The organism is Dysgonomonas reticulitermitis (assembly GCF_054601275.1).
Genome location: NZ_BAAHWU010000038.1, coordinates 1 through 21,265 on the forward strand (window position 1 = coordinate 1; position 21,265 = coordinate 21,265).

9 protein-coding genes are annotated in these 21,265 nt (G+C 40.0%); all 9 read right to left on the reverse strand.

Annotation, left to right across the window (positions count from 1 at the left end; translation table 11 throughout):
* Positions 1–52 precede the first annotated feature (52 nt).
* Entirely contained in the window at positions 53–1,690 is a 1,638-nt protein-coding gene (locus ACYPZI_RS12210) for a DUF5123 domain-containing protein (protein WP_459601984.1), read from the reverse strand.
* 24 nt (positions 1,691–1,714) lie between these two features.
* On the reverse strand, positions 1,715–3,610 hold the full coding sequence (locus tag ACYPZI_RS12215) for a RagB/SusD family nutrient uptake outer membrane protein (RefSeq protein ID WP_459601986.1): 1,896 nt from the start codon (positions 3,608–3,610) through the stop codon (positions 1,715–1,717).
* 23 nt (positions 3,611–3,633) lie between these two features.
* A complete protein-coding gene (locus ACYPZI_RS12220) occupies positions 3,634–6,840 on the reverse strand; it encodes a SusC/RagA family TonB-linked outer membrane protein (protein ID WP_459601988.1) in 3,207 nt (1,068 codons plus the stop codon).
* Between the two features lie 39 nt (positions 6,841–6,879).
* Positions 6,880–9,225 carry a BACON domain-containing protein gene (locus tag ACYPZI_RS12225; RefSeq protein WP_459601990.1) on the reverse strand — a complete coding sequence of 782 codons (2,346 nt, stop codon included), beginning with the start codon at positions 9,223–9,225 and terminating at the stop codon, positions 6,880–6,882.
* A 60-nt stretch (positions 9,226–9,285) separates the two neighbouring features.
* Positions 9,286–11,097, reverse strand: a complete 1,812-nt coding sequence (locus ACYPZI_RS12230; protein WP_459601992.1) for a DUF5123 domain-containing protein — start codon at positions 11,095–11,097, stop codon at positions 9,286–9,288.
* 14 nt (positions 11,098–11,111) lie between these two features.
* Positions 11,112–11,987: a hypothetical protein gene (locus ACYPZI_RS12235; protein ID WP_459601994.1), complete on the reverse strand. Its 876-nt coding sequence runs from the start codon at positions 11,985–11,987 to the stop codon at positions 11,112–11,114.
* A 263-nt stretch (positions 11,988–12,250) separates the two neighbouring features.
* Positions 12,251–14,857, reverse strand: coding sequence for a xylan 1,4-beta-xylosidase (xyl3A, locus tag ACYPZI_RS12240; RefSeq protein ID WP_459601996.1), 2,607 nt, complete (start codon positions 14,855–14,857; stop codon positions 12,251–12,253).
* A 132-nt stretch (positions 14,858–14,989) separates the two neighbouring features.
* On the reverse strand, positions 14,990–16,570 hold the full coding sequence (locus ACYPZI_RS12245; protein ID WP_459601998.1) for a glycoside hydrolase family 28 protein: 1,581 nt from the start codon (positions 16,568–16,570) through the stop codon (positions 14,990–14,992).
* A 297-nt stretch (positions 16,571–16,867) separates the two neighbouring features.
* The gene (locus ACYPZI_RS12250) at positions 16,868–21,235 is read right to left on the reverse strand and encodes a hybrid sensor histidine kinase/response regulator transcription factor (RefSeq protein WP_459602000.1); all 4,368 of its coding nucleotides are present in this window, start codon (positions 21,233–21,235) and stop codon (positions 16,868–16,870) included.
* Between the last annotated feature and the right edge of the window lie 30 nt (positions 21,236–21,265).

Genomic DNA, 21,265 nt, shown 5'->3' on the forward strand with positions numbered 1-21,265 from the left:
TTACTGAAAAAGATCAGCCCTTTTTGATAGACCAGAAATTATACCTTATTTATTAAGGTAGCCAACGGGTATCACCTACACGGTTGGTTACTATCGGAGAATTAGGATTTTTGATCATCAAATCACCCGCTATCGGATTCACAAATAAATCCGTAGCACTTATACCTAATTCGGTAGCATTGATAGAACTTGGACCAACGAGGTAATCAGTTGTTATATAGTTGTCTGAAAAACTTGTTGTCGTATTTGCAGCAAGCGAATAGATATTTCCGCAGGCTGATGCTATTAGTACTTTCTCGAACACAAGATTAGAACCCTCTGCCGAAGAAATATTTATCAGCCGCTGATTATAAGCGTAATCGTAAATAGTTATATTCCTGTATTCCAAGTTAATCTTGTACGTAGAAGTTCCATAATCGAACAAGTGCCTCATATTACGAGTTTTGTCATCTGTCTGGTAATGATCTCTCATAAATGTACAGTTCGTGAATATCGCATTTTCGATATTATCGGCTCCCCCCGAATTGATAGAGAATGTTCCGTAAGGGCCGGTATGTCCTCCACATTCGTCGAGCATACAATTCTCCATTTCGAGACGGCCGATACGTTTTAGCTTATCACTTCCCTGATGACGCCAGAATCCGCGTTTGAAGTGTTTGAAATCGCAGTTGAAGAAAATGATTTGTTCCAGATTCCATGAATTCCCACTATTGAAGAAGTATCCTGCATCTATTGTCTGGAAGAATTCTATATTTTCAAATTCCAGACTGGAGATATAAACATCTGTTTCTATATTCCAGTTGCTCGAAAGTTCTATTTGTACCTTTTCACCCTCGGTACTTCCTACAAGCTTGAATCCTTTCTTTATGGTGAATGGCGATACTTTGAAGTATGATCCGGCAGGCAGGTAATATTCAGTTCCTTCAGGTACATCAGCATTGTTATTTGCCTCACTCAATATTTTGGATAAGTCATCCTCTCGGCTTATGATAATCGTTTCTGTCGATGGGCCTGCTGTACGGAAGTTGACTGTATTATATGGTTTGTCGTACTTACGGGATTTCTTTGTGTCATAAACATTGACATTATATAAGGTATTTCGCAGCAACCCGTCAATTTCAGCATAGCCCTGACTTATTTCGGACGAAGAGAGGTAACGTGAAACACTCGGTATTGTATCGGCTCCCATAGTAGGCACTATACCAATACTGTCTACCGGATTTGCGGGATCAATTTGCCACCTGACTATTACACTTGTTTCGGCTATATCTGCTTTAGCTACTTTTTCCAAGATATTAGCAAACGGTGGACGTGCCTCCGTCAATGCGTTTGTATAAGTCCATTGCGAATTGTGCAGAGTATCGGCCGCTACCGACTTCACACGTATGTAGTAACGTGTTGCATACGGAATATCGTCTATAAATATCTGGGTGTTTTTTACATTATAAGAGGCGAACAGGCTTTTATAGTAATTATCAAGATGAAGCTCGACGGTATACGAGTCTGCGTCATTTACTTCATACCATACAAGGGCAATAGAGTTACTTTTTACCAAAGGTTCCGCTAAAACGAACTTTGGCTGAAACAGGTCTGCCTCCTTGTAATATTTGTCGTCATCTTCACAGGCTGAGAAAAATATGCCCGAAAATAAGATGAAGAGCGCTGCAAATAATATATTTATATGTCTCATCTTAGTCATTTTTTTGAGATTCTCTTAATAATTAAAACCATAATAGTTTTGAATTTTTCCGCGATGATCGGTAATTACCTGTGTAGGATAAGGGCACAAGTAACGGAGCGGATCGGTTGGTTTTACCATACTTGCATTGTTATAATTGATAAAGCCCCTGAAACTCCAGCGTATAGCGGTAATCGGTTCGTAACTTTCTGTCGCATTATCCAGTGTATACCATTTAGAAGCAAACATGTGTTCGGTATAACCCGATGGTTTCGCATGGATATATTCGTCTATTCCGGCAATGTCGAGTACAGTCCTATCCGAATGTTCCGGATCTGTAACGGATTTGTAATACACGCTTGCCGGTACGTCGGTAATAACAGGATCGAATGCTCCGTTAGCTACTTTACCCCATGTAATGAGATCATTGTAAAGATTGTATATAACGTCGCTGAATTTATTCCATCTGGCTAAATCGAATTTACGGATACTTTCTCCTCCAAATTCCCACTTGCGTTCATCTACAATAGCCTCAAAGAATTGGTCTTTAGAGCCAAGATTATCAACATAAGATTCAACTTTAGCTCCCCATAACGAAGAGTTGAAAGCTCTGCGTCTTACTCTTTTCAGACAATCTTTGGCATCATCGCGAGGCCCGTATCTTTCGTTCACAGCCTCAGCATATAGTAAAAGTACGTCGGCAAACCTCATCCATGTATAATTGATTCCTGTTCCTTTGGTACTGGTTGATCCCATTGGAGCATCCATTTTTAGTTTCGACCATTTTCCCGTAGGTAATGTGGCTATGTCCAATCGTATTTCCTGATTCAGAAACTCGTTATATCTATAAGGAGCACAAGTTATATCGCGCCGTAAGTCATTTTTATCGAAAGAGAATAGATAAGTACCACAAAAATTAAGGCTTCCCGAAGCTCCGCCATATGAATGGTCTCCGGCTGTAATAGGGATACCGAGGTAATAACCGAATTCACTGGAAGTACCTTTCAGCATGGCTATGGAAAAAAGGATGTCGTCATTATTGGGAGTATTCCAATTGCATTGTTGGTACCATAACTCTTCAAAACTCATGGACAGATCATGTTTCCCTTCATTAATCACTTTTCCCAAATATTCGATAGCAATGTCGTAATAATGCTGATAATTCTCCCCGCGTTCCATATAGCCTATACTTGCCGCGTTGCTGATATCCGGCCTAAGAGTCCAACCTCCGCGATTCATAGCCAGCAGGCCGATTAATCCTTGACAAAATTCACGGGAAGCTCTTTCCACTCCGTAATCCAGATCGGCAGCGTAAGACATAACCGGCTCTACAGATTTCAAATCTTCGATCAGATATTCGAGAATTTCGTTGCGGTCAGTAACTGAAACGTAAAAATCCTCATTTGCATATGACGATTTTGTGCGGAATATAACATCTCCCCATATACGGATGAGATCAAGATACAACATGGCACGCAAAGTCTTTGCTTCTCCATACAATTGCACGATTGACGATGTCTTGGTTTTATCGGCATTTTTATATAAGTCCGATCCTTCAATTCCTTCGATAACGTCGTTGGCCAGATTGATAATCTGATACATACTGTTCCATGTATCGTTCAAGGTAGTCCAATACGGTTTGGGCTCATAGCAAGCTAAATCTCCTCCATTTACGCTAACCGCGCTGGTAGTGATACCCGCCATCTCTACATCGGTATTCGGGTTGAAAACATAAGTGAACCTGCTTCCATACACATTGTCCCCGGTCATAAGAGAATAGATACCTGTAATGGCAGACTTTATCTCTGTTTCGGAAGAGTACACAGCATTGGAAGTGAATCCGTCGGATGGTGTTTGTTCTAAGAAATCGTTACACGATACCATAGAAAAAATCAAGCTTGTAAATATGGCATATAATAGTATTTTTTTCATGTGTTCTTCTTTTTAGTCATTAATCAGAATGAAAGTTGTACTCCGAAAGTATATGTGCGACTTCTCGGATAAGCATTATAATCTATATTGGGTGTAAGCCCTGTTTCGATATTGACTTCCGGATCATAACCTGAGTAACCTGTTATGGTAAAAAGGTTATGACCTGTAGCATAAATGCGCGCATTGCTCAGCCCTATTTTATGGGAGAGGTGTTTAGGAAATGTGTATCCCAGCGAAGCTGTATTGAGTCGCAGGAAAGAACCGTCTTCTATGGAATACGACATGGCTATGGGACGTCCTATGGATGTAGGATTCCATATAGTTGCATTCTCATTGTATTTTGCCAAAGCTTCGGGATTGTAGCGGATTTCATTACCCATATCGTCGAAGTTTCTCCAACGTTTCTCCAGTGATACATCCATACTCAAGTTGTTTCTTGAATTATTATACCACCCTGTCATCATTATCTTATTGGCATTATACACATCGAATCCATACACGTAATTGAAGAAGACTGTCATATCAAAACCTTTATAAGTGGCATTGAACCCGAATCCTCCTGAAAAATCAGGGTTGGTGTCACCTATTACCTGACGGTCGTTATCGCCTATTACATAAGTATTCGGATCGTTAGGGTTTACCGGTGTAAGTTTCTTGAATTTGGCATTGCCCGGACGAGGATCGCCGGAAAGGTTCTTCGAATTGGCTACGCCTTCTTTCAACGTCCATGTTCTGGTCGCGGAATCGAAAGACTCGAAATCATCCATCGTATAGAACCCATCATTAACAAACCCGTAAATAAGTCCTTTTGTTTCTCCTACATATGCACGATAATCATCGGTATTCAACAATTGGGAGCCGGCCCATCCCGATGATAAGATCCACTCTGTTTCGCCACTGGCAAGTTTGTCTATCTTATTTTTGTTATGTCCTATATTAAAATTAAGATTCAGTGTGAAATCTTTTGTTTTAACCGCCCATGCATTCAGGGCCAGTTCAATACCTTTATTGGACGTTTGCCCAACATTGCTTATCAGGCTTGTATAACCGCTGTGCCCGGGTATTCTCGTCGGAACCAGAAGGTCTTTCGTGGTATTCCAGTAGAGGTCGATTGTACCGTTCAGTCTTTCGCGGAAGAATCCGAAATCCAACCCCAAATTACGTGTGATGGTAGACTCCCATTTAACGTCCGGATTATACAATTCACCCAGGTTATAAAAATTATAGTAATAATTACCTTCTTCGCCCCAACCTACCGAACGGTTATCGTATACACGATAGTATTTGGTGTACAAGTCTGTTGGGATACGGTCATTTCCGGCAATTCCATAACTTAATCGCAATTTCATATTCGATATAGCCTGCATTTCGGACATAAATTCTTCACTGTTTACGCGCCACGCAAGAGATACAGCCGGAAATACACCCCAACGGTTTGATGGAGAAAATTTTGTTGATCCATCGGTGCGGATAGTGAATGTCGCCAGATATTTATCATCGTATGAGTAGAATGCGCGCCCAAAGAAAGAAGCTATTCTTATAGGAGAACTTTCATTGGATGAATTTAGGTATGGTTTTCCTAATCTGAGATTGCTGAAAGCTTCAGATCCGGTTATATCCTTAGGAAAATAGCGTGTAGTATAAGTTTTTCCACTACTCTCTTGATGTTTTACTTCCTGTCCTGCCATTAATTGGAATTTGTGTATATCTTTCAGTTTAAAATCATAATTAAGGACATTCGTAAATTGCCACCGCGGACTTTTTACCATACCCCATTCGGCCACAGGCAAGCTTCCGTTACTATTGGCTGTGCTGGTTCCAACGCCATAAAAGCGGTTGTTTTCCTGATATTTGTATTCATATCCAAATTCGGTGCGGTAAGATAAATTATCCAGTATTTTCCACGTCAGCGCAGCCATTGTATTAAATGTGCGGGTTGTACGTTTACGGTAATTATTTGCTGCCGTTTCTTTTGGATTCATTCTTGTTACTTGGGTGTAGTCTTCGGGATCGAAGTATGTGTCATCTTCAGGTAAAGTCATGAAATCATCCAGTCCTTGTGTAGGGGCTTCCCTGAGCGCAGTCAAAAGGCTTACTCCCTCAGTGCCTGATCCATTCAGTCTTTGGTTGGTAAAACGGGTACGATATTCGAGTGTGAGTCTATCAGATATTTTTGTGTTAAGTGTAAAGTTGATATTGGTCTGGTCCAAACCGCTACCTATCAATACTCCCGGTTGATCCTGATTTACCAGTGATAGTTTGTATTTTGTAGCCTTAGTTCCCCCATTCACACTTATATCCAAATATTTGGATACGGGATTGGTACCGAAAATTTCATCCTGCCAGTTAACACCTTTCTCTCCCTGATAAATATAGAGTTCATATGCCTGTCCGTATTTATTATAGAATCCTGTCGGATTGGAAGAACGTTGGCGATCATATTCATACTGCATCATAACAAACTCGTAAGGATCCATTACATCCAGCTTATTAGCCAGTGCTTTTATCTGTAAATAAGAATTGACATTGACGGTAATCCGCCCTTCTGATGGTTGCCTGGTGGTAACTAATATAACCCCGTTTGCTCCACGTGCTCCATACACGGCTGTGGATGCCGCATCTTTAAGCACGTCAACAGATTCAATATCGGTAGGTGGTATGTCATTCAAACTGGAAACTTCAAAACCATCGACCAGTATGAGTGGAGAATTATCTTCTGTAATAGAGCCTCCACCACGAACGCGAATCATAATCTCTGCATCAGGAGAACCATCTACGGATGTAATTTGTACACCTGGAAGTTTTCCGACCATTGCTTCAGCTACCGATGCTGCCGGTGTTTTTACAAGTACATTTCCGGATACAGATGAGATGGCTCCGGTCAGATCCCGTCTCTTCTGGGTACCATATCCGATAACAACAACATCTTCCATCTGGTTTGCCTGCTCTATCATTTTCATATTGATTCCTGATATGCGGCCATTAAGAGGTTCCCTAATATCGTTCATTCCGATAAACCTGACTAATAGCACGGCAGTTTTTGCATCAGGTACTTTGATTGAAAATTCTCCATTCTCGCCCGTCATCGTTCCTATTGTAGTACCTTCTATAGAAACAGTAGCTCCATGCAACGGTCCGTAATTGTCAGTTACTGTCCCCGTAACGGTTGTTTGTGTAAATCCGGTTACAGTAAGTAACATTGCGAAAAAGCTTAAAATAAATCTATTCATTGTCATAAACTTTAGCTTATCATTTAAGGTTATTTATATTCATTTTTTTTCTTTCAATACTCCATTTTGGTTCTGGTAGTAGACAATATGCTGTATCAGGTTGTGGAAATAAATCTCCAGATTAGAATAGCGTCCCAGATTATCGAGATTGTATGAATTAGCATCACTAGCATTGTTTTTATCTAATCCATAAGCATCTTCCCAAATATCAGGAATACCATCTCTGTCGGTATCAGTCGGTGCAGGCAACGATTTAAGTACAGGATAACCGTTTGTATCGGTTACCTTGTCTATGATGCCCGGTTTTGGATTCGACGATATTGAACCCCGGTAAGTTGTTGTCGCGGTCAATAACTCGTTGATAATCCGTTTGTCAACAGCATCTCTGCGAAGCGATGCTCCCGCATATTCGGAAACACGGAAATATGCATCTTCGGCACTGTGGGTAGTCGTTTTATCAAATGGGAAAGGTTCATTCATTTTCATCGCCTGTTTTTCGGCTTCAGTAGGATTGAGCGTATGGAAAAACTCGTTCCATATCCCGTAAGTCCAATTATCATTAAATGTGTCAGGATTGGCTGTTGTATGGTTTCCTTCGGCAAAAATTCTGGCTGTAGGGTCGCTCGACAGTATCCGGGAAGCTTTACTGTTTGTTGCAGGCCCTGCCTTATAATAACTGTTTACCAGATTGAAAGTCGCGTTTGCCCCACCGTAAGCTCCTTGCCCGTCGCCGCTCCAATTGTAATATACATTATTTCTTACATCGAAGTACCCGTGATAATCGTTGGCTATGGAAGGCCCGTTTGCATCCAGGTCGGCAATACGCGGCACACGACTGCCATGATGGGCAAGCAACATGTGGTGAAAAGAAGCATTTGCCCCGCTCCAGATACCGCCATAACCATGTGCGCCTTTTTCGTGCTGCGATTCGTTCAGACTCTCGGAACCGATAGTCCATTGCACAGTGAAATCTTTTACTCCGTAGAAAGAAACACATTCGTCGACACACCAACTGGAACTGACATGGTCTATAATGGCTTGTTTAAACCATCTTCCACTAATTCCATCATCTTCATGGTCGCTTTTCTCGTCACCTGTCCGGCAACGGATGAAACGGATCAGTACATTGTCTATGTTCGAACCTATCTCTAATTGGTAGTTCTTCAATGTGATGCCGTCGCCCGGAGCTGTCTGCCCGATGATACTCACGTTTGGTTGTACGATTCCCAGTTTTCTCTTCAGTTCGATAGTTCCCGAAACATCGAATACTATAATTTTCGGTTCGGCCAGATCAAGCCCGTACCTCAAACTTCCGGGTATTGAAGCTTCGTTTTTCGCATAATCGTTCAGGTTGGTAACACGATAAACGATTCCTCCCCGTCCTCCGGTAGTAAACCGCCCTCCTCCCTCAGCTCCCGGAAATGCAAGGGGCGAAACACTAATATCGTCACCGATACGGGGATTTGGTTTTCCGTACTGAAATAGTGTCACAGTTTCGGATAGGGTGACATTTGTAATTTTCACATTTGCCGTCCTCGGGAAATCCGACTGATCATTATCGTTTAATTTTAATACAACCTGAGTAGAGGTAGAAGCTTCTTCATCCCATGTTATCCAATCTTCTTCTGTAGAAATAGAATATTTTGTGGCATATTCTCCCAAATCGATAGGAATAGTAAGAGTTTCGCAACGAAACGGAACAATGAACTCATCTTGCTGAAGGCTTAAGAATGCTACAGATTCTTCCTGAGTAATTTCGACTATCCTGTTTATAACATACCCTTCTTTTGACCGGATAACAACCTTTCCGGTTCTTTTTACATCTAAATTCGGCGCTATTATAAGTTTGCATTCTTCGGTTATAAATGCAGCTTTTACATTTTCTTTACCTTCTGCTGTAATCCAGTTATATCCTTCGTCAATGGATACTTCCCATTCGGTATTGGAAGTAATACTGACTAAAATCTCTCCTCCCTGGAAAGGCAGGATATCTTTAGAATATTCTATCAGGATGTCAGGATTGGCCCCCAGTTGATTTACTTCCAGTTCCTTAGATGTAGTTGAACCATTCAGGCTTTGCGATACCTTGATTTTCCCTTTACGGGTATCACCATTTGTATTATCAGTTACCATAATGCGAATCGGACTGTCTCCATTTCCTGAAGAAGGGGAAAGACTTATCCAGTCGGCACCGCTTTCTACGGTAGCAGTCCAGGATCCGCCAGAGATTACCGATATTGTTCCGGAACCCTCTATATTAGCCAGATTTACAGTTTCTTTCGACAACGCAAATTCTTTTGCCGATTCGACGTTATTTACAGCATCGTTATCGGAACAGCTAAAGAATAAGATTCCTGATATTATTATAATAAGAATTTTCTTCATTTTTATTCGGTTTTTATAAGGATGAGGAATAGAATATCCTCATCCTTCGTAAATGAACAGCTAATCTAACCAGCGAGGGTCGCCGATCCTGTTTGTATATACTGCTGAGGTCTTATCCTTGATAGTGAGGTCACCTGTAGCAACATTATTGAAGAGGGCATCTTTTGCGACAGTAGCTATAGGCAGTTCCGATGTATCCACACCCCAGTTGCTCATTACAAAATCATTTGTGTAATAATTATTGGTAATGTCTTTGACTGTATTACCAGATAGATACATCCAACGCCCTTGTCCGGCAACCGAGATTCCCGAGAACAGATTATTTCGGCAAGTGACTGTGATAGTCGGCGCACCGCCATCGGCACGTAAGTCAAATATTGTTATATTGGCATTACCTTCGCGAATAAAGGTGCTATTAGTCATTGTTACAGTCATTGATTCGGTCTGCCCTCGTGTTCCTCCTATATACGAGTTCCGTAAACCAGTTCCTAATACGTGCATCGTAGTATTATTTATCACAATATTGCGGATAGGATTACCGTTAGCCATACTTATAGTAGAATAATTTTGCTCAATGGCAAGGTTAAGCATCCTCACGTCATCAATAATGAAATTATCTATAAACTGAAGATCAGCAGTCGATGCCTGTCCGCGGAAAATATTCCTTACAATATTGTCGATATAACAACCACGAAGTGTAATATCTTTAACATAGAAAGCAGAAGTCGAATTCAGATTGAAAAGATAACTCTCGGCTGCTTTGACATCCAAACCTTCGATATTGATATAGTCCATATCTCCCTCTATATTATTTATGCCGAAGTTCAATACAGCTTTAGTTTCGCCATCTTTCGGTGTCTGCCCCAGAATCGAAAGGCTTTTTGATACTGTTATCCGTCCGAGGTTATATGTAGCATCTGCTTTCAGATAAAGTTTAATCTCGGTTATAGATGCATCGCCAGCCATTTCATTATATACGGACTGTATATCGTCGGTAGGAGCTACATAAGTATATCCGTCGGGCACGATAAATGGTGGTGCAGGGTTGAGTTCTTCATCTGTCCAGTCTTCCGTTAATATGGAAACTGTATAATCCTGTATGATAGGATTATCTGTATCATTTAGTTTAAAATCAACTACTGTTATGGTATCAGCCCATACAGGGACAGGGAAAGCAAGTTCCTTTGTCTGAACAATCTTAGCATTTTTATCCAATAATTCAAAACGAACTTTAAGTCCGTTTTGATCATCTTTGGTCTTGAATACGATAAAATCATCGGTGTAATTTATCCCCCCTGTCACAGTAGCCTTCGAGCGGATAATATCAATAGGCGTTTCAATATAAGTTTCATCTATCACACGGTAACCCGATCTTTGAGCTGTAATCACTGTACGGACAGTCGTATAGCTTTTATCGGCTTTTGTGTCGGTGGCTCTCAGTCGCAATGTTCCGGTTCTGCTAAGCATATCGAGTTTCAGTATCTCACTGAAAGGAGAACTATAATCAACCGCCGCCGATATTTCTACTTTCAGGTCTGCATTTGGAGCCTGATGGATAATAAGATTGTTCAGATTGGTAGCAATAATAGAATCGGGTATTAATCCTGTAGGGTTGGGTGTTGCCACAAATTTATAACTACCGTTTTCAAGCTGGAACCGATAGTGCGAACTGTAGTTTGAGAAAAAATCTCCTTCAGCTTTGTAAATGAAAACAGGCTTTGTGGATATACCTGTGTTCAATGCCCATGGTTTACCATTTAGGGATAATTCAAATTGGCGTACTACAGATGTTTCATACCTGTCGTGTTCGGAGCAAGCAAACGAAATATGCATAACAGCCAAGCTTATTATAATATATAGTATATTTTTCATACGATTAAGGGAAATTAAAATTGATACTCCTGAACGGTTATTTTCTGCGTAGACTTAACTGCCTTCAGTGCGACAGAGAAACTCTTTTCGAGATAATCTTCATCCAGAATAGGCATATTTACAACAGTGCGTTTCGATATTTCATACTTGATAGCAACATCAAGCGGACGTATTGTTTTATTTACTTCAGTATTGCTTTTCAGATATATAATCTCTATTGAACCGAAGTTTTCTCCCTGAGTAGGGAATGAATAAGCAGAAGCCTTATATCCGTCGGATAGTTTTGTATTGATAGTCACATTTCCAAGGACATATTTGTTAGCTCCTGGCATATAAGCAACAAACACATTGTTGAATATTACATTCAGAGCATCGAAATTGGTAACAGCTGAAAGTTCTGTACTGCTTTCGGTAGGTTGCAGAACGGCTTGTCCCACCACCCTTTTAAGTTCCAGTTTCACGGTGTCGACGGATTTATCTGACATGAAAGAAACAATATCGGATATAAATATTTCTTTTTGATTTTCATAGTCCTGATAAATGGTTATTGTACTGAGGCTGCCAGAATCTGTTATTTGTCCGGCATTTGCTATTGCAAATGTTTTAAGGTTTTCTCCCAGAGGTACTTCTATCTTTAAATTTCCATTGTTCAAAGGAAGAGTTTTTCCATAGACAACAGAATCATTTAGGTAGGCGTAAATACTTAGCTCAGTGATTCCGTAAGACTGAAATATTTCAAGGCTGGATTTACTCAATCCCAAACTTATAGACTTTGTCGGTGACAAGGATTCTTGAGTGTCGTCTGATCCCAGTTCATCCTCGACTTGATTAGAACAGGAAAATAGAAATAAAAAAAACGACAGAAACAGCAGATTGAAAGGATGTTTCATAATGCATTAGTTTTTTAGTTACAGGTTAAATTTTTGATATTTTTCAATAGTTATTATTCCAGATATATAGAGAGTATTTCTCATGTTTCGTATAAATTCCTCTGAATGTAACGGTTTCATAGTATTTTTATCGTACAATATTATGGTTTATCAACAGTATCATACTGTGGTTTTTTGGTATTTATTGATGGTTAAATTGTACAGTACCTATAACCATATTATACCGTTTTCAGTAAGATAAAAGAAGATATTTTTATACCATTTCAAAGAAGTGTGATATCAATACCTGTTAAATCTTCTTCTTTAGAACTGTTTCCTACCAGAATTTCGAAATCTCCAGCCGAAACATCTATTGATTGGCTTGCCTCGTTCCACCATTCAAATTGTTTCATCCCAAGGTCGAAAGAAATGTTCTCAGTTTTTCCGGCAGGAATAAGAATCCGTTTGAAAGCCCGCAATGTTTTTACCGGACCTTCGGCATCATTCTTTTTTTTCAGATAAACCTGAATTACTTCTTCTCCGTCTAGTTTACCCGTATTTGTGACAGGGATGTTCAGAGTAACTGTTTCCCCTGCTTTTACTTTATTTTTACTCACCAGAGGATTTCCATACCGGAATGTTGTATAGCTCAGTCCATAACCAAATGGGAAAAGAGGCTCTTCTTTCATATAGCGATATGTACGTCCCTGCATATTATAATCTTCGAAATCGGGCAGCTGGCTCATGTTTTTGTAGAATGTGACAGGCAGGCGTCCGGCCGGATTGCAATCACCGAACAGCACATCGGCTACGGCCTTACCTCCCGATTGCCCCGGATACCATGCTTGTAGTATGGCCTCACAATTTTCGACCTCCGGCTCAAGTCCTATAGGGGAGCCCGAACAATTAACGAAAATGACCCTTTTCCCGGCATCATGCAAAGCCCTGATAAATTCGCGCTGAACAGCAGGCAATTCAATATCCGTACGGTCACCTTTTTTAAATCCGGGCAGATTTACACCCATCTCTTCACCTTCCAGAGCAGGAGAGATTCCTCCGACAAATACGACTATATCAGCGTTTTTTACTTGAGCTATCGACTTCTCTATATTTATTTCTTCTTTATAGCCAAAGTCGAAATTCAGTTGGGCATCTCCTCTGTTATAGTCAAAATCCACTTGAATCTTATATGACTTTCCTGCCTCAACCTTTATCGAATGTTCCATTTTACGGCTTCCATGATTGGCTTTTGTCCCTTTCACCTGCTTATCGTCAATTGACAAGTTTAGGATTCCGTTTACGTAGAAATCGAAAACTAATTCTCCTGATTTTTCAGGAACAAACACGGTATTGTATGTAGCTGTGAAGTCAGTAAGATTGACACCTGATGCAAAAACTGTAGCCCCCATTGTGCAGAAATTAAAAGGGGTCGTGATTTGTGTTATAACACTAGGACTCCCACTACGATCCATGTTGTTCCAGTATTTTGCCCTAAATCCCTGACCATCTTCCGAGTTACATTGATTGAATGCGCTCTTCATAAGTGTTGTTTCTACCAAGCTGCAACCTTGTTCGTAAATAAGCTTATCATTCGGACTTAATACCGAACGTATGCCTTCGAGGATTGTGATTGTGCGGGCAGGCGTACCATTATAATTTCCCCATTGCATAACTGAATCGTTAGCATTAGGTCCCATAACGGCAATGGTAAGGCCTTTTTTATTCAGGGGTAGGATATTATTCTTGTTAAGTAACAAAGTCATGGACTTACGCGCCATATTCAAAGCCTGTTTATTATGTTCTTCGGATGCTACAACTAAATATGGTATTTTTGTCCACGATACATCGCTGTTATCGTCCATCTCGCCTAATTCGAAACGGGCTTTGAGCAAACGTCCAACAGAAACATCTATATCTTCTTCTTTGATATATTTCTTTTTCACACTTTCTGCTAAAGCTTTATAACTGGAACCGCAATCAAGGTCTGTTCCGCTCAATACAGCTGTAGCTGATGCTGTGGCAGCATCAGGGTGGGTGAGGTGTGCGTTTTCTCCATAGAAATCGTGGATAGCTCCGCAGTCGGCAACAACAATGCCTTTGAATCCCCATTTTTTGCGTAAAATCTGCATCAGCAATTGATTACTGCCGCAACAAGGATCTCCCTCGAAGCGGTTGTAAGCGCACATTATCTCTTTTACATTTCCTTCTTTTACTAAGGCCTCAAATGCAGGCAGATATGTTTCCCAAAGGTCACGGAGTTTAATATTCTTGGCGTCGAACGAGTGTCTGTTCCACTCAGGGCCTGAATGAACTGCAAAATGCTTGGCACAAGCGTGCAACTTGTCATACTTCTCGTCTGCCGGCCCCTGAAGTCCGTTGACAGCGGCAATTCCCATTCTCGCAGTGAGGTATGGGTCTTCCCCATAAGTTTCTATGCCTCTGCCCCAACGCGGGTCGCGAAAGATGTTGATTGTCGGGGTCCACATGGTCAAACCCTGGTAGCGTCCGTATTCACCTTGCGAATAATAATAATGATGTTTCGCCCTAGCTTCATCCGAAATAGCGGTGAATGTACTGAATACAGCCTGATCATCGAAAGTAGCAGCCATGCCGATAGGCTGGGGAAATACAGTAGCCAGACCTGCTCGAGCAACACCGTGTAAAGCTTCGTTCCACCAGTTGTATGGTTTAATACCAAGCCTTTCTATCGGTCTTGATGCATCTTGCATTAAGGCTATCTTCTCTTCCAAAGTCAGCCTTTTCAGCAGATCGTCAACACGTTGGTCAAAGGTCAAGGATTTATCCTTATATGCTGCTTCCTGAGCCATTATTTGCACGCTTGCAGTAGAAATAGCCAGTACAATTAAGATGTTTGTTACTATTCTTTTCATAGTCGTTTATTTGAGAATCCGTTTGATTTTGTTCATAATAAATTATTATCATATTTCTGGCGTATGAAATGCGCCCCTATATTGATATTGTCTTTTGGAAAGTGTCATTATTTATATCTTTTATTTTGACTCTTATGGCAGATTGATATTTTCGGAACGGTCACCGCTTATCGTTACAAAATTTTTCATTTCTTCGGGATATTTAAATCCCGAAACATTCATATTCTTCACGTTATTCAAAATTAAAGCCGGCCCACTTTCAGGATATATTGCCACATTTTTGAAATTGATAGTATTCGTTTCTGAAAGTTCGGCTCCCAATTTAGCCGTGATGACTGTATTTTCTATATTAATGTTATCAATATTCATTTCGGGTAAACCGTTGAATAGCATAGCCTTACTTGCATTACGGGCAGTGATGCCATTTATATATATATTTCTGAAAATCGGGGTGGTTTCATCAACAAAAGGAATACTGTCTGACTTTTGGGTGAAGTAGTAAAGGTCGAACGACAGAGGCTCGTAAACAATATCAAACATATTGATATTGTTGATATAAATATCTTCAACTACACCACCTCTCCCGCGCGCACTCTTGAATCGGAGCCCTATATCTGTTCCCATAAACTGGCAATTGGAAACCGATATATTTCTCACTCCACCCGACATTTCGCTACCTACAACAAAACCGCCATGACCTTTGAATACCCTGCAATTCTCAATAATTACATTTTCGGTAGAACGCCCGCGTTGACGGCCATCTTCATTTTTCCCTGATTTTATGCACATAGCATCATCACCTACGTCGAAAGAGCAGCCTGTGACAATTACATTCCTACACGATTCTATATCTAGTCCATCTCCGTTTTGGGAGTATGACGGATTACGTACATTGATGTTGTCTATGATGAGATTTTCACACATGAGCGGATGAATATTCCAACTGGGGGAATTTTCGAAAAGTACATTGTTCAGCAATATATTCCGACATTCAATAAAACTGATCATAACAGGGCGCAGAAAATCTTTGATAGACAACCAGTCTTTTTCGGTGAATGAACTTCTGTCGGCAGTCTCACCTTTCAACGATTTGCCAGATGGGAACCACATGTTTTTGTCCTTTACTACTCCGCCCGACCTGACTACCGATTTCCAATGGTTTTCGGTAACTTTAACCTTTTTTAGCGGACGCCATGCATCACCTGATCCGTTAATGGCTCCGTCTCCCGTTATGGCAATATTTTCGAGGTTGTATCCCGATATAGGTGATTGGCAACGCCGTGTTTCTTGCCCTTCGTAGATTGTTTTCACAAGCGGGTACAGGTCGAAGTCGGGAGAGAAAAGTATTAATGCTCCTTTTTCAAGATACAGGTTTATGTTCGACCTGAATACAATAGGCCCTGTAAACCAGATTCCTGAAGGTACGATCAAAGTCCCTCCCCCTTTATTCGCCAGATTAGTCATAGCCTTTTCAAAAGCATCTGTATTTAGAGTTCTTCCATCAGGTATACCACCATGTTCAGTGATGCATACTTTGTTGTCGGGGAAAGTTGGCCTATCCAATAAAGGCATCTCGAACGGAAGGTTATTATACAAACGGATGTATTGATTGTCCGGATATTTGCTTGAGCTGTCGGCATACACACATCCCGTTAAAAGGAATATGACTACGCAAAGCGGAGCATAAAGGTTTTTCACTAATATTGCAATCATTTTTTAACGTGTTTTCTATGATATTCTTTAATTCTAATTTTATCTGCCTTATTGTAATAAATACATTCAAGGACAGTTGCAATATTAGACCTTGTCGATGAAATCTGATGTCGGTTTTTTGGTATTTTTTTGTAGTCAAATTGGTAATCTTCCAATTATACAACAGACTTTCTGTTTATATACCTTGTTAATATTAATTATGTTGAATGAGATAAGGGAATTATCAGTTTGATACTCTTCCCTTGATACAAAAGGAAACGGTAATTCAACAGGTATTATCCTGTAGACCATTCAATTTCAATTTTCCTTAAACTGATCTTTATACTGGCTGGGAGTCATTCCGAACATATCCTTAAAGCATTGAGTGAAATACCTTATGTCGGAAAACCCTATCATATAAGTGACTTCTTTCACCCTGTATTGTTGTGTTTTCAATAACTGGGCGGCATGCTTTATCCTTATTTCGCGCACAAATTCCACCGGAGCCTGTCCGGTAAGGCTTTTTACCTTATTAAAGAATACCCTGCGGCTCAGATTTGTGTTACTAACTAGGCTGTCAATAGTGAAGTCACTGTTGTCAAGGTTACTATAAATATCTTCCCGTAAGTTTCTTATAAATTGGTCATCCCGCTCTGTGAGAATGTTTTGTTTTGTCAGATCTTCGCTCTGACCCTGTGATTTGGCTGAATATTCACCTCCTATATAATCAGCATATATTTTACGTTGTTTTATGATATTGTCGATTTTTGCTACCAGCAATTTTACACTGAAAGGTTTTATTATATAGTCGTTGGCTCCCGAAGTTATTCCCCCTAACTGGTCGTCGATATTGGTTTTAGCAGTCAACAGAATGAACGGGATGTGACTCGTATTTTGGTTTGCCCTTATTTTGTGAAGGAACTCTATACCGTCCATTACAGGCATCATAATATCGCTGAGTATAAAATCGGGCATATGTTTTACCGCTTTATTATAGCCTTCTTCTCCGTCTTTGGCTTCATAAACCTCATAGTGTTCAGTCAGTACCGATTTTATAAAACCTCTGAGTTCATAGTCATCTTCTACCACCAATATGGATAAGCGGTCTTTGTTGCCTGCTTTTTCCGCTATTGTATCAGAATTGGCGGTGTATTGAGTATCGGTCGATTGCTCGTTATTAATTGTATCAGTTTCAATAATTTCAACATTCTGATCTTTCGAAAAATGCTCCAGTCCCTGCAAGAATAGGATCGTGAAGCATGAACCTTTGCCCTGTTCGCTATCCACTGATATTTTTGCATGATGCTTATCCGCTATTTCTTTAACCATGGAAAGCCCTATACCCGTACTTGGTTTGCTTTTGTCTTTGCTATATGATGCAAAGCGGGTGAATAGCTTGTTCAGCACTTCTTTGGTCATGCCTTCTCCTTCGTCTTTTACCTGTATGGCTATCGCTTTATCTTTACAAAAGATACTGATTTCTATTTCTCCGCCTTTAGCAGAATGTTTTACGGAGTTTGACACCAGATTGAATACCAGTTTCTCGATGCCATCAGGATCAACCCATATTTTCTTTTCTCCGACCTGATTATTAATCCTGATCTGTATATTCTGAGCTTCTGCTATCTTAAATGAGTTATTACACAGGTTTTCTACAAACTCTCCTACTGCCACTTCTTTTATCTCCAGTTTTTGCTTCTGTATCTTCCTGAAATCAAGAATCTGATTTACCATATTCAGCATCCTGTTGGCATTCTTCAGTATCAACTGGAGCTGTGGTTTTATTTCAGGATGTGTGTTGCGGTTTTCCAGTATGTTTTCAATAGGAGAGACTATCATTGTCAGAGGGGTACGTATTTCGTGCGATATGTCGGTGAAGAAACGGGTTTTCATTTCTGTTTGTTCATGCTCAAGCAAGACTTTGTCTTTCATACGGTAGAATACAAATAAAGATCTGAGGATTATATATAATAATATGATGCAAGATACGATATACAAAAAGTAGGCCCATTTTGTTTGCCAGAATGATGGTGTGATGGTTATTGGCAGACTGCGTTCATTATCTACCCATGTCCCGTTGCTGTTTGTCGACCTCACTTTAAATATATATTCGCCCGGGGGGATGTTTGTATAATTTGCTATCCTCCGATTCTGGTTTTTAATCCAGTCTTTATCGAAGCCTTCCAGTTTATAGGCATAAGAAACTCCGTGCGGATTGATATAGTCGAGGGCTATGAATTCTATACTGAATATATTTTCGTTATGGCTTAAGGTGATTCCGCTCACATCATCTATCTGGGTTTTCAGTGGATAATCACTGTTCGACACTTTAAATTTCGTCAGTGCCAGATAGGGAGAATAAATATTTTGGACTATTTTGTCAGGAAAGAAAGATAATGTTCCGTGTGTACATCCGTAGATTAGTTCGCCATCACTTGTCAGTAGAGGCAATGTTTCCATAAAGTACTGGTTACTCATCGTGCGACTAATATCGTTGAACTGTTCGAAGCTTTCGTCTTTAGGGTTAAAACGAGATAAGCTACCTTCACTATTTATCCACAAGCTGTTTTTATTATCTTCGGTTATTGACAATACTATATCAGAGTATAGTCCGTTTCGGGTATCATATGTTTTAAATTTGGAGGGAAACCCTTCATCGTCCCAAGAAATCACTTTAGACATACCTCCTCCAAATGTAGCTACATATACCTCTTTGTTTTTGGTGACACATATATCGTGGATATCATTCGCCCTGATTCCATCTTCAGCTTTATAGCTCTTGGAATATGTTTTACAGCCTGATATATTGTAACCTGATTTGTCAACCAAAAGTACTATCAGCCCCAAGGTGGTTCCGATGTAGATTCTTTCGTTATGGCTTTGCAACGTTCTTATCTGGTCACCCATACCAGCCGGATAATTCTTATAATAGTTGTTTTTGTTAATAAATTTCTTACTCGCTTGGTCAAACATATTTATGCCTCCACCGTAAGAACCTAACCATATACGTCCCTGACTATCTTCATGAATGGAATATATAGCATCGTTACTGAGGCTAAACGGGTCATTCGGATTATGCTTATACTGCTCTATGTAGAAAGATGTCAATGTATTGTCTTTTGGCTTCAATAGGTAAACTCCATCTCCTTTGGTACCAACCCAAATATTGCCTTTACTGTCTTGTACAAGGGTATATGACATTGCTCTAAGGAATTTTTCCGACTTTGAAATACTTCCATCTCGACACAGAAAACCCTTAAAATTACGCTTGGAATCGTATATGGATAATATCCCACTCATATTTCCTAGCCAAATATTGTTATTAGCATCTTCTAGTACGGATCTCACTTCAAAACCTGTGATAGAAATCTTATTGGAATAGAAATCATTCAACTTAAACAATGTGTTATCAAAGACGACTTTTTCGAGCCCACCGCTACGGGTACTCAACCACAAATTACCTTGTTTGTCAAGAAAAGTATGATGCAATAGGTCGGAAAATCGCCATTCTGGAGAATGGGGATTATTAAAGAATGGTAGTAATTTGTCCTGCTTTTTATCATAGAATGTAAAACCTCCGTGGGGATGTACCCAGATATTCCCCATTTTATCTTCGATTATAAAAAATGAAGGGAAAAGAATAGTATTATTGTCATAGTCATTTGGTGTGTAATATCTCAGTTTATTGTCCATCAAGTTGAATTTGGCAACACCATTCGAATTGGTTTCGAGCCATACATTATTATTACTGTCGACAAAACAGGAAATCATTTCATTGGTAGGCAACTCTTTGAGATTCGACTTGTCAAACTTTCTCAGGTTGGCTCTATTTCGATCACAAATAAAGAATCCGTCTTTTGAGGTTAGAATGATGAATAGGTTTTCATAGACCTTCTTAATTGAAATGATATCAGAGTCAACACCTGTCTCGAAAAGACTAAAAGTCTTATCATTCTTATTATAGCACCGGATTTCTCCATTACCTGCCCCGAACCATATCTCCGAGTCGGTTTCTATTGCCGAGAAAAACTGGGTTTCTTTATTAGAACCTTCTTTTCTTGTAAAAAGAACTTCATTGGTTGTTTTCTGACCGACCGATGGAGCAACTTTCACCAACCCGTTGCCGGTCAATAACCATGAAAACTTGCTGCTATCTTCAAAGACAACCTTTACATTATTATCGGGCAAATTCTTCTCTTCAACAGAGAACAGGTCTTGTGTACCTAATGAATCCGATACACAAATGGCTCCCATTGCTTCTGAAGTAAGCCATACTTTTCCCGAAGGCATAGGCAACACCTTTGTCGCTATGAAAGGTTTCCCGTTTGCATGGAAAGTCGCTATATACTTTTCTGTTCTCGGATCGAACCTGAAGATTTCACGATTGTATGAACTTACCCATATATAACCATAAGCATCCTCTTCCATGCTGAGGATACGGTTACTTCCCATAATAATAGGGTCATTTACTGAGGTTTTGTAGTTCGTGAAATTATAACCGTCAAACTTACACAGGCCATTCCATGTAGCAAGCCACAAGAACCCTTTTTTGTCCTGCATTATATTCATTATTGAGCGTTGGGGCAATCCCTCTACCAGATTATAATGGTCAATGTGTGAACGGGGTTGGCCGAAAGACGAAGCTGAAAGTACAATGGATATAATCAGGACGATATAAGGTTTCATAATTTCATGTAAATGATAAAATGGAAGATA

Bases quoted from the DNA above. Each gene is read 5' to 3' on its own strand.
- ACYPZI_RS12210 (WP_459601984.1), bottom strand. From the start codon at position 1,690: ATGAGACATATAAATATATTATTTGCAGCGCTCTTCATCTTATTTTCG.
- ACYPZI_RS12250 (WP_459602000.1), bottom strand. From the start codon at position 21,235: ATGAAACCTTATATCGTCCTGATTATATCCATTGTACTTTCAGCTTCG.
- ACYPZI_RS12230 (WP_459601992.1), bottom strand. From the start codon at position 11,097: ATGAAAAATATACTATATATTATAATAAGCTTGGCTGTTATGCATATT.
- ACYPZI_RS12225 (WP_459601990.1), bottom strand. From the start codon at position 9,225: ATGAAGAAAATTCTTATTATAATAATATCAGGAATCTTATTCTTTAGC.
- ACYPZI_RS12220 (WP_459601988.1), bottom strand. From the start codon at position 6,840: ATGAATAGATTTATTTTAAGCTTTTTCGCAATGTTACTTACTGTAACC.
- xyl3A (WP_459601996.1), bottom strand. From the start codon at position 14,857: ATGAAAAGAATAGTAACAAACATCTTAATTGTACTGGCTATTTCTACT.
- ACYPZI_RS12245 (WP_459601998.1), bottom strand. From the start codon at position 16,570: ATGATTGCAATATTAGTGAAAAACCTTTATGCTCCGCTTTGCGTAGTC.
- ACYPZI_RS12235 (WP_459601994.1), bottom strand. From the start codon at position 11,987: ATGAAACATCCTTTCAATCTGCTGTTTCTGTCGTTTTTTTTATTTCTA.
- ACYPZI_RS12215 (WP_459601986.1), bottom strand. From the start codon at position 3,610: ATGAAAAAAATACTATTATATGCCATATTTACAAGCTTGATTTTTTCT.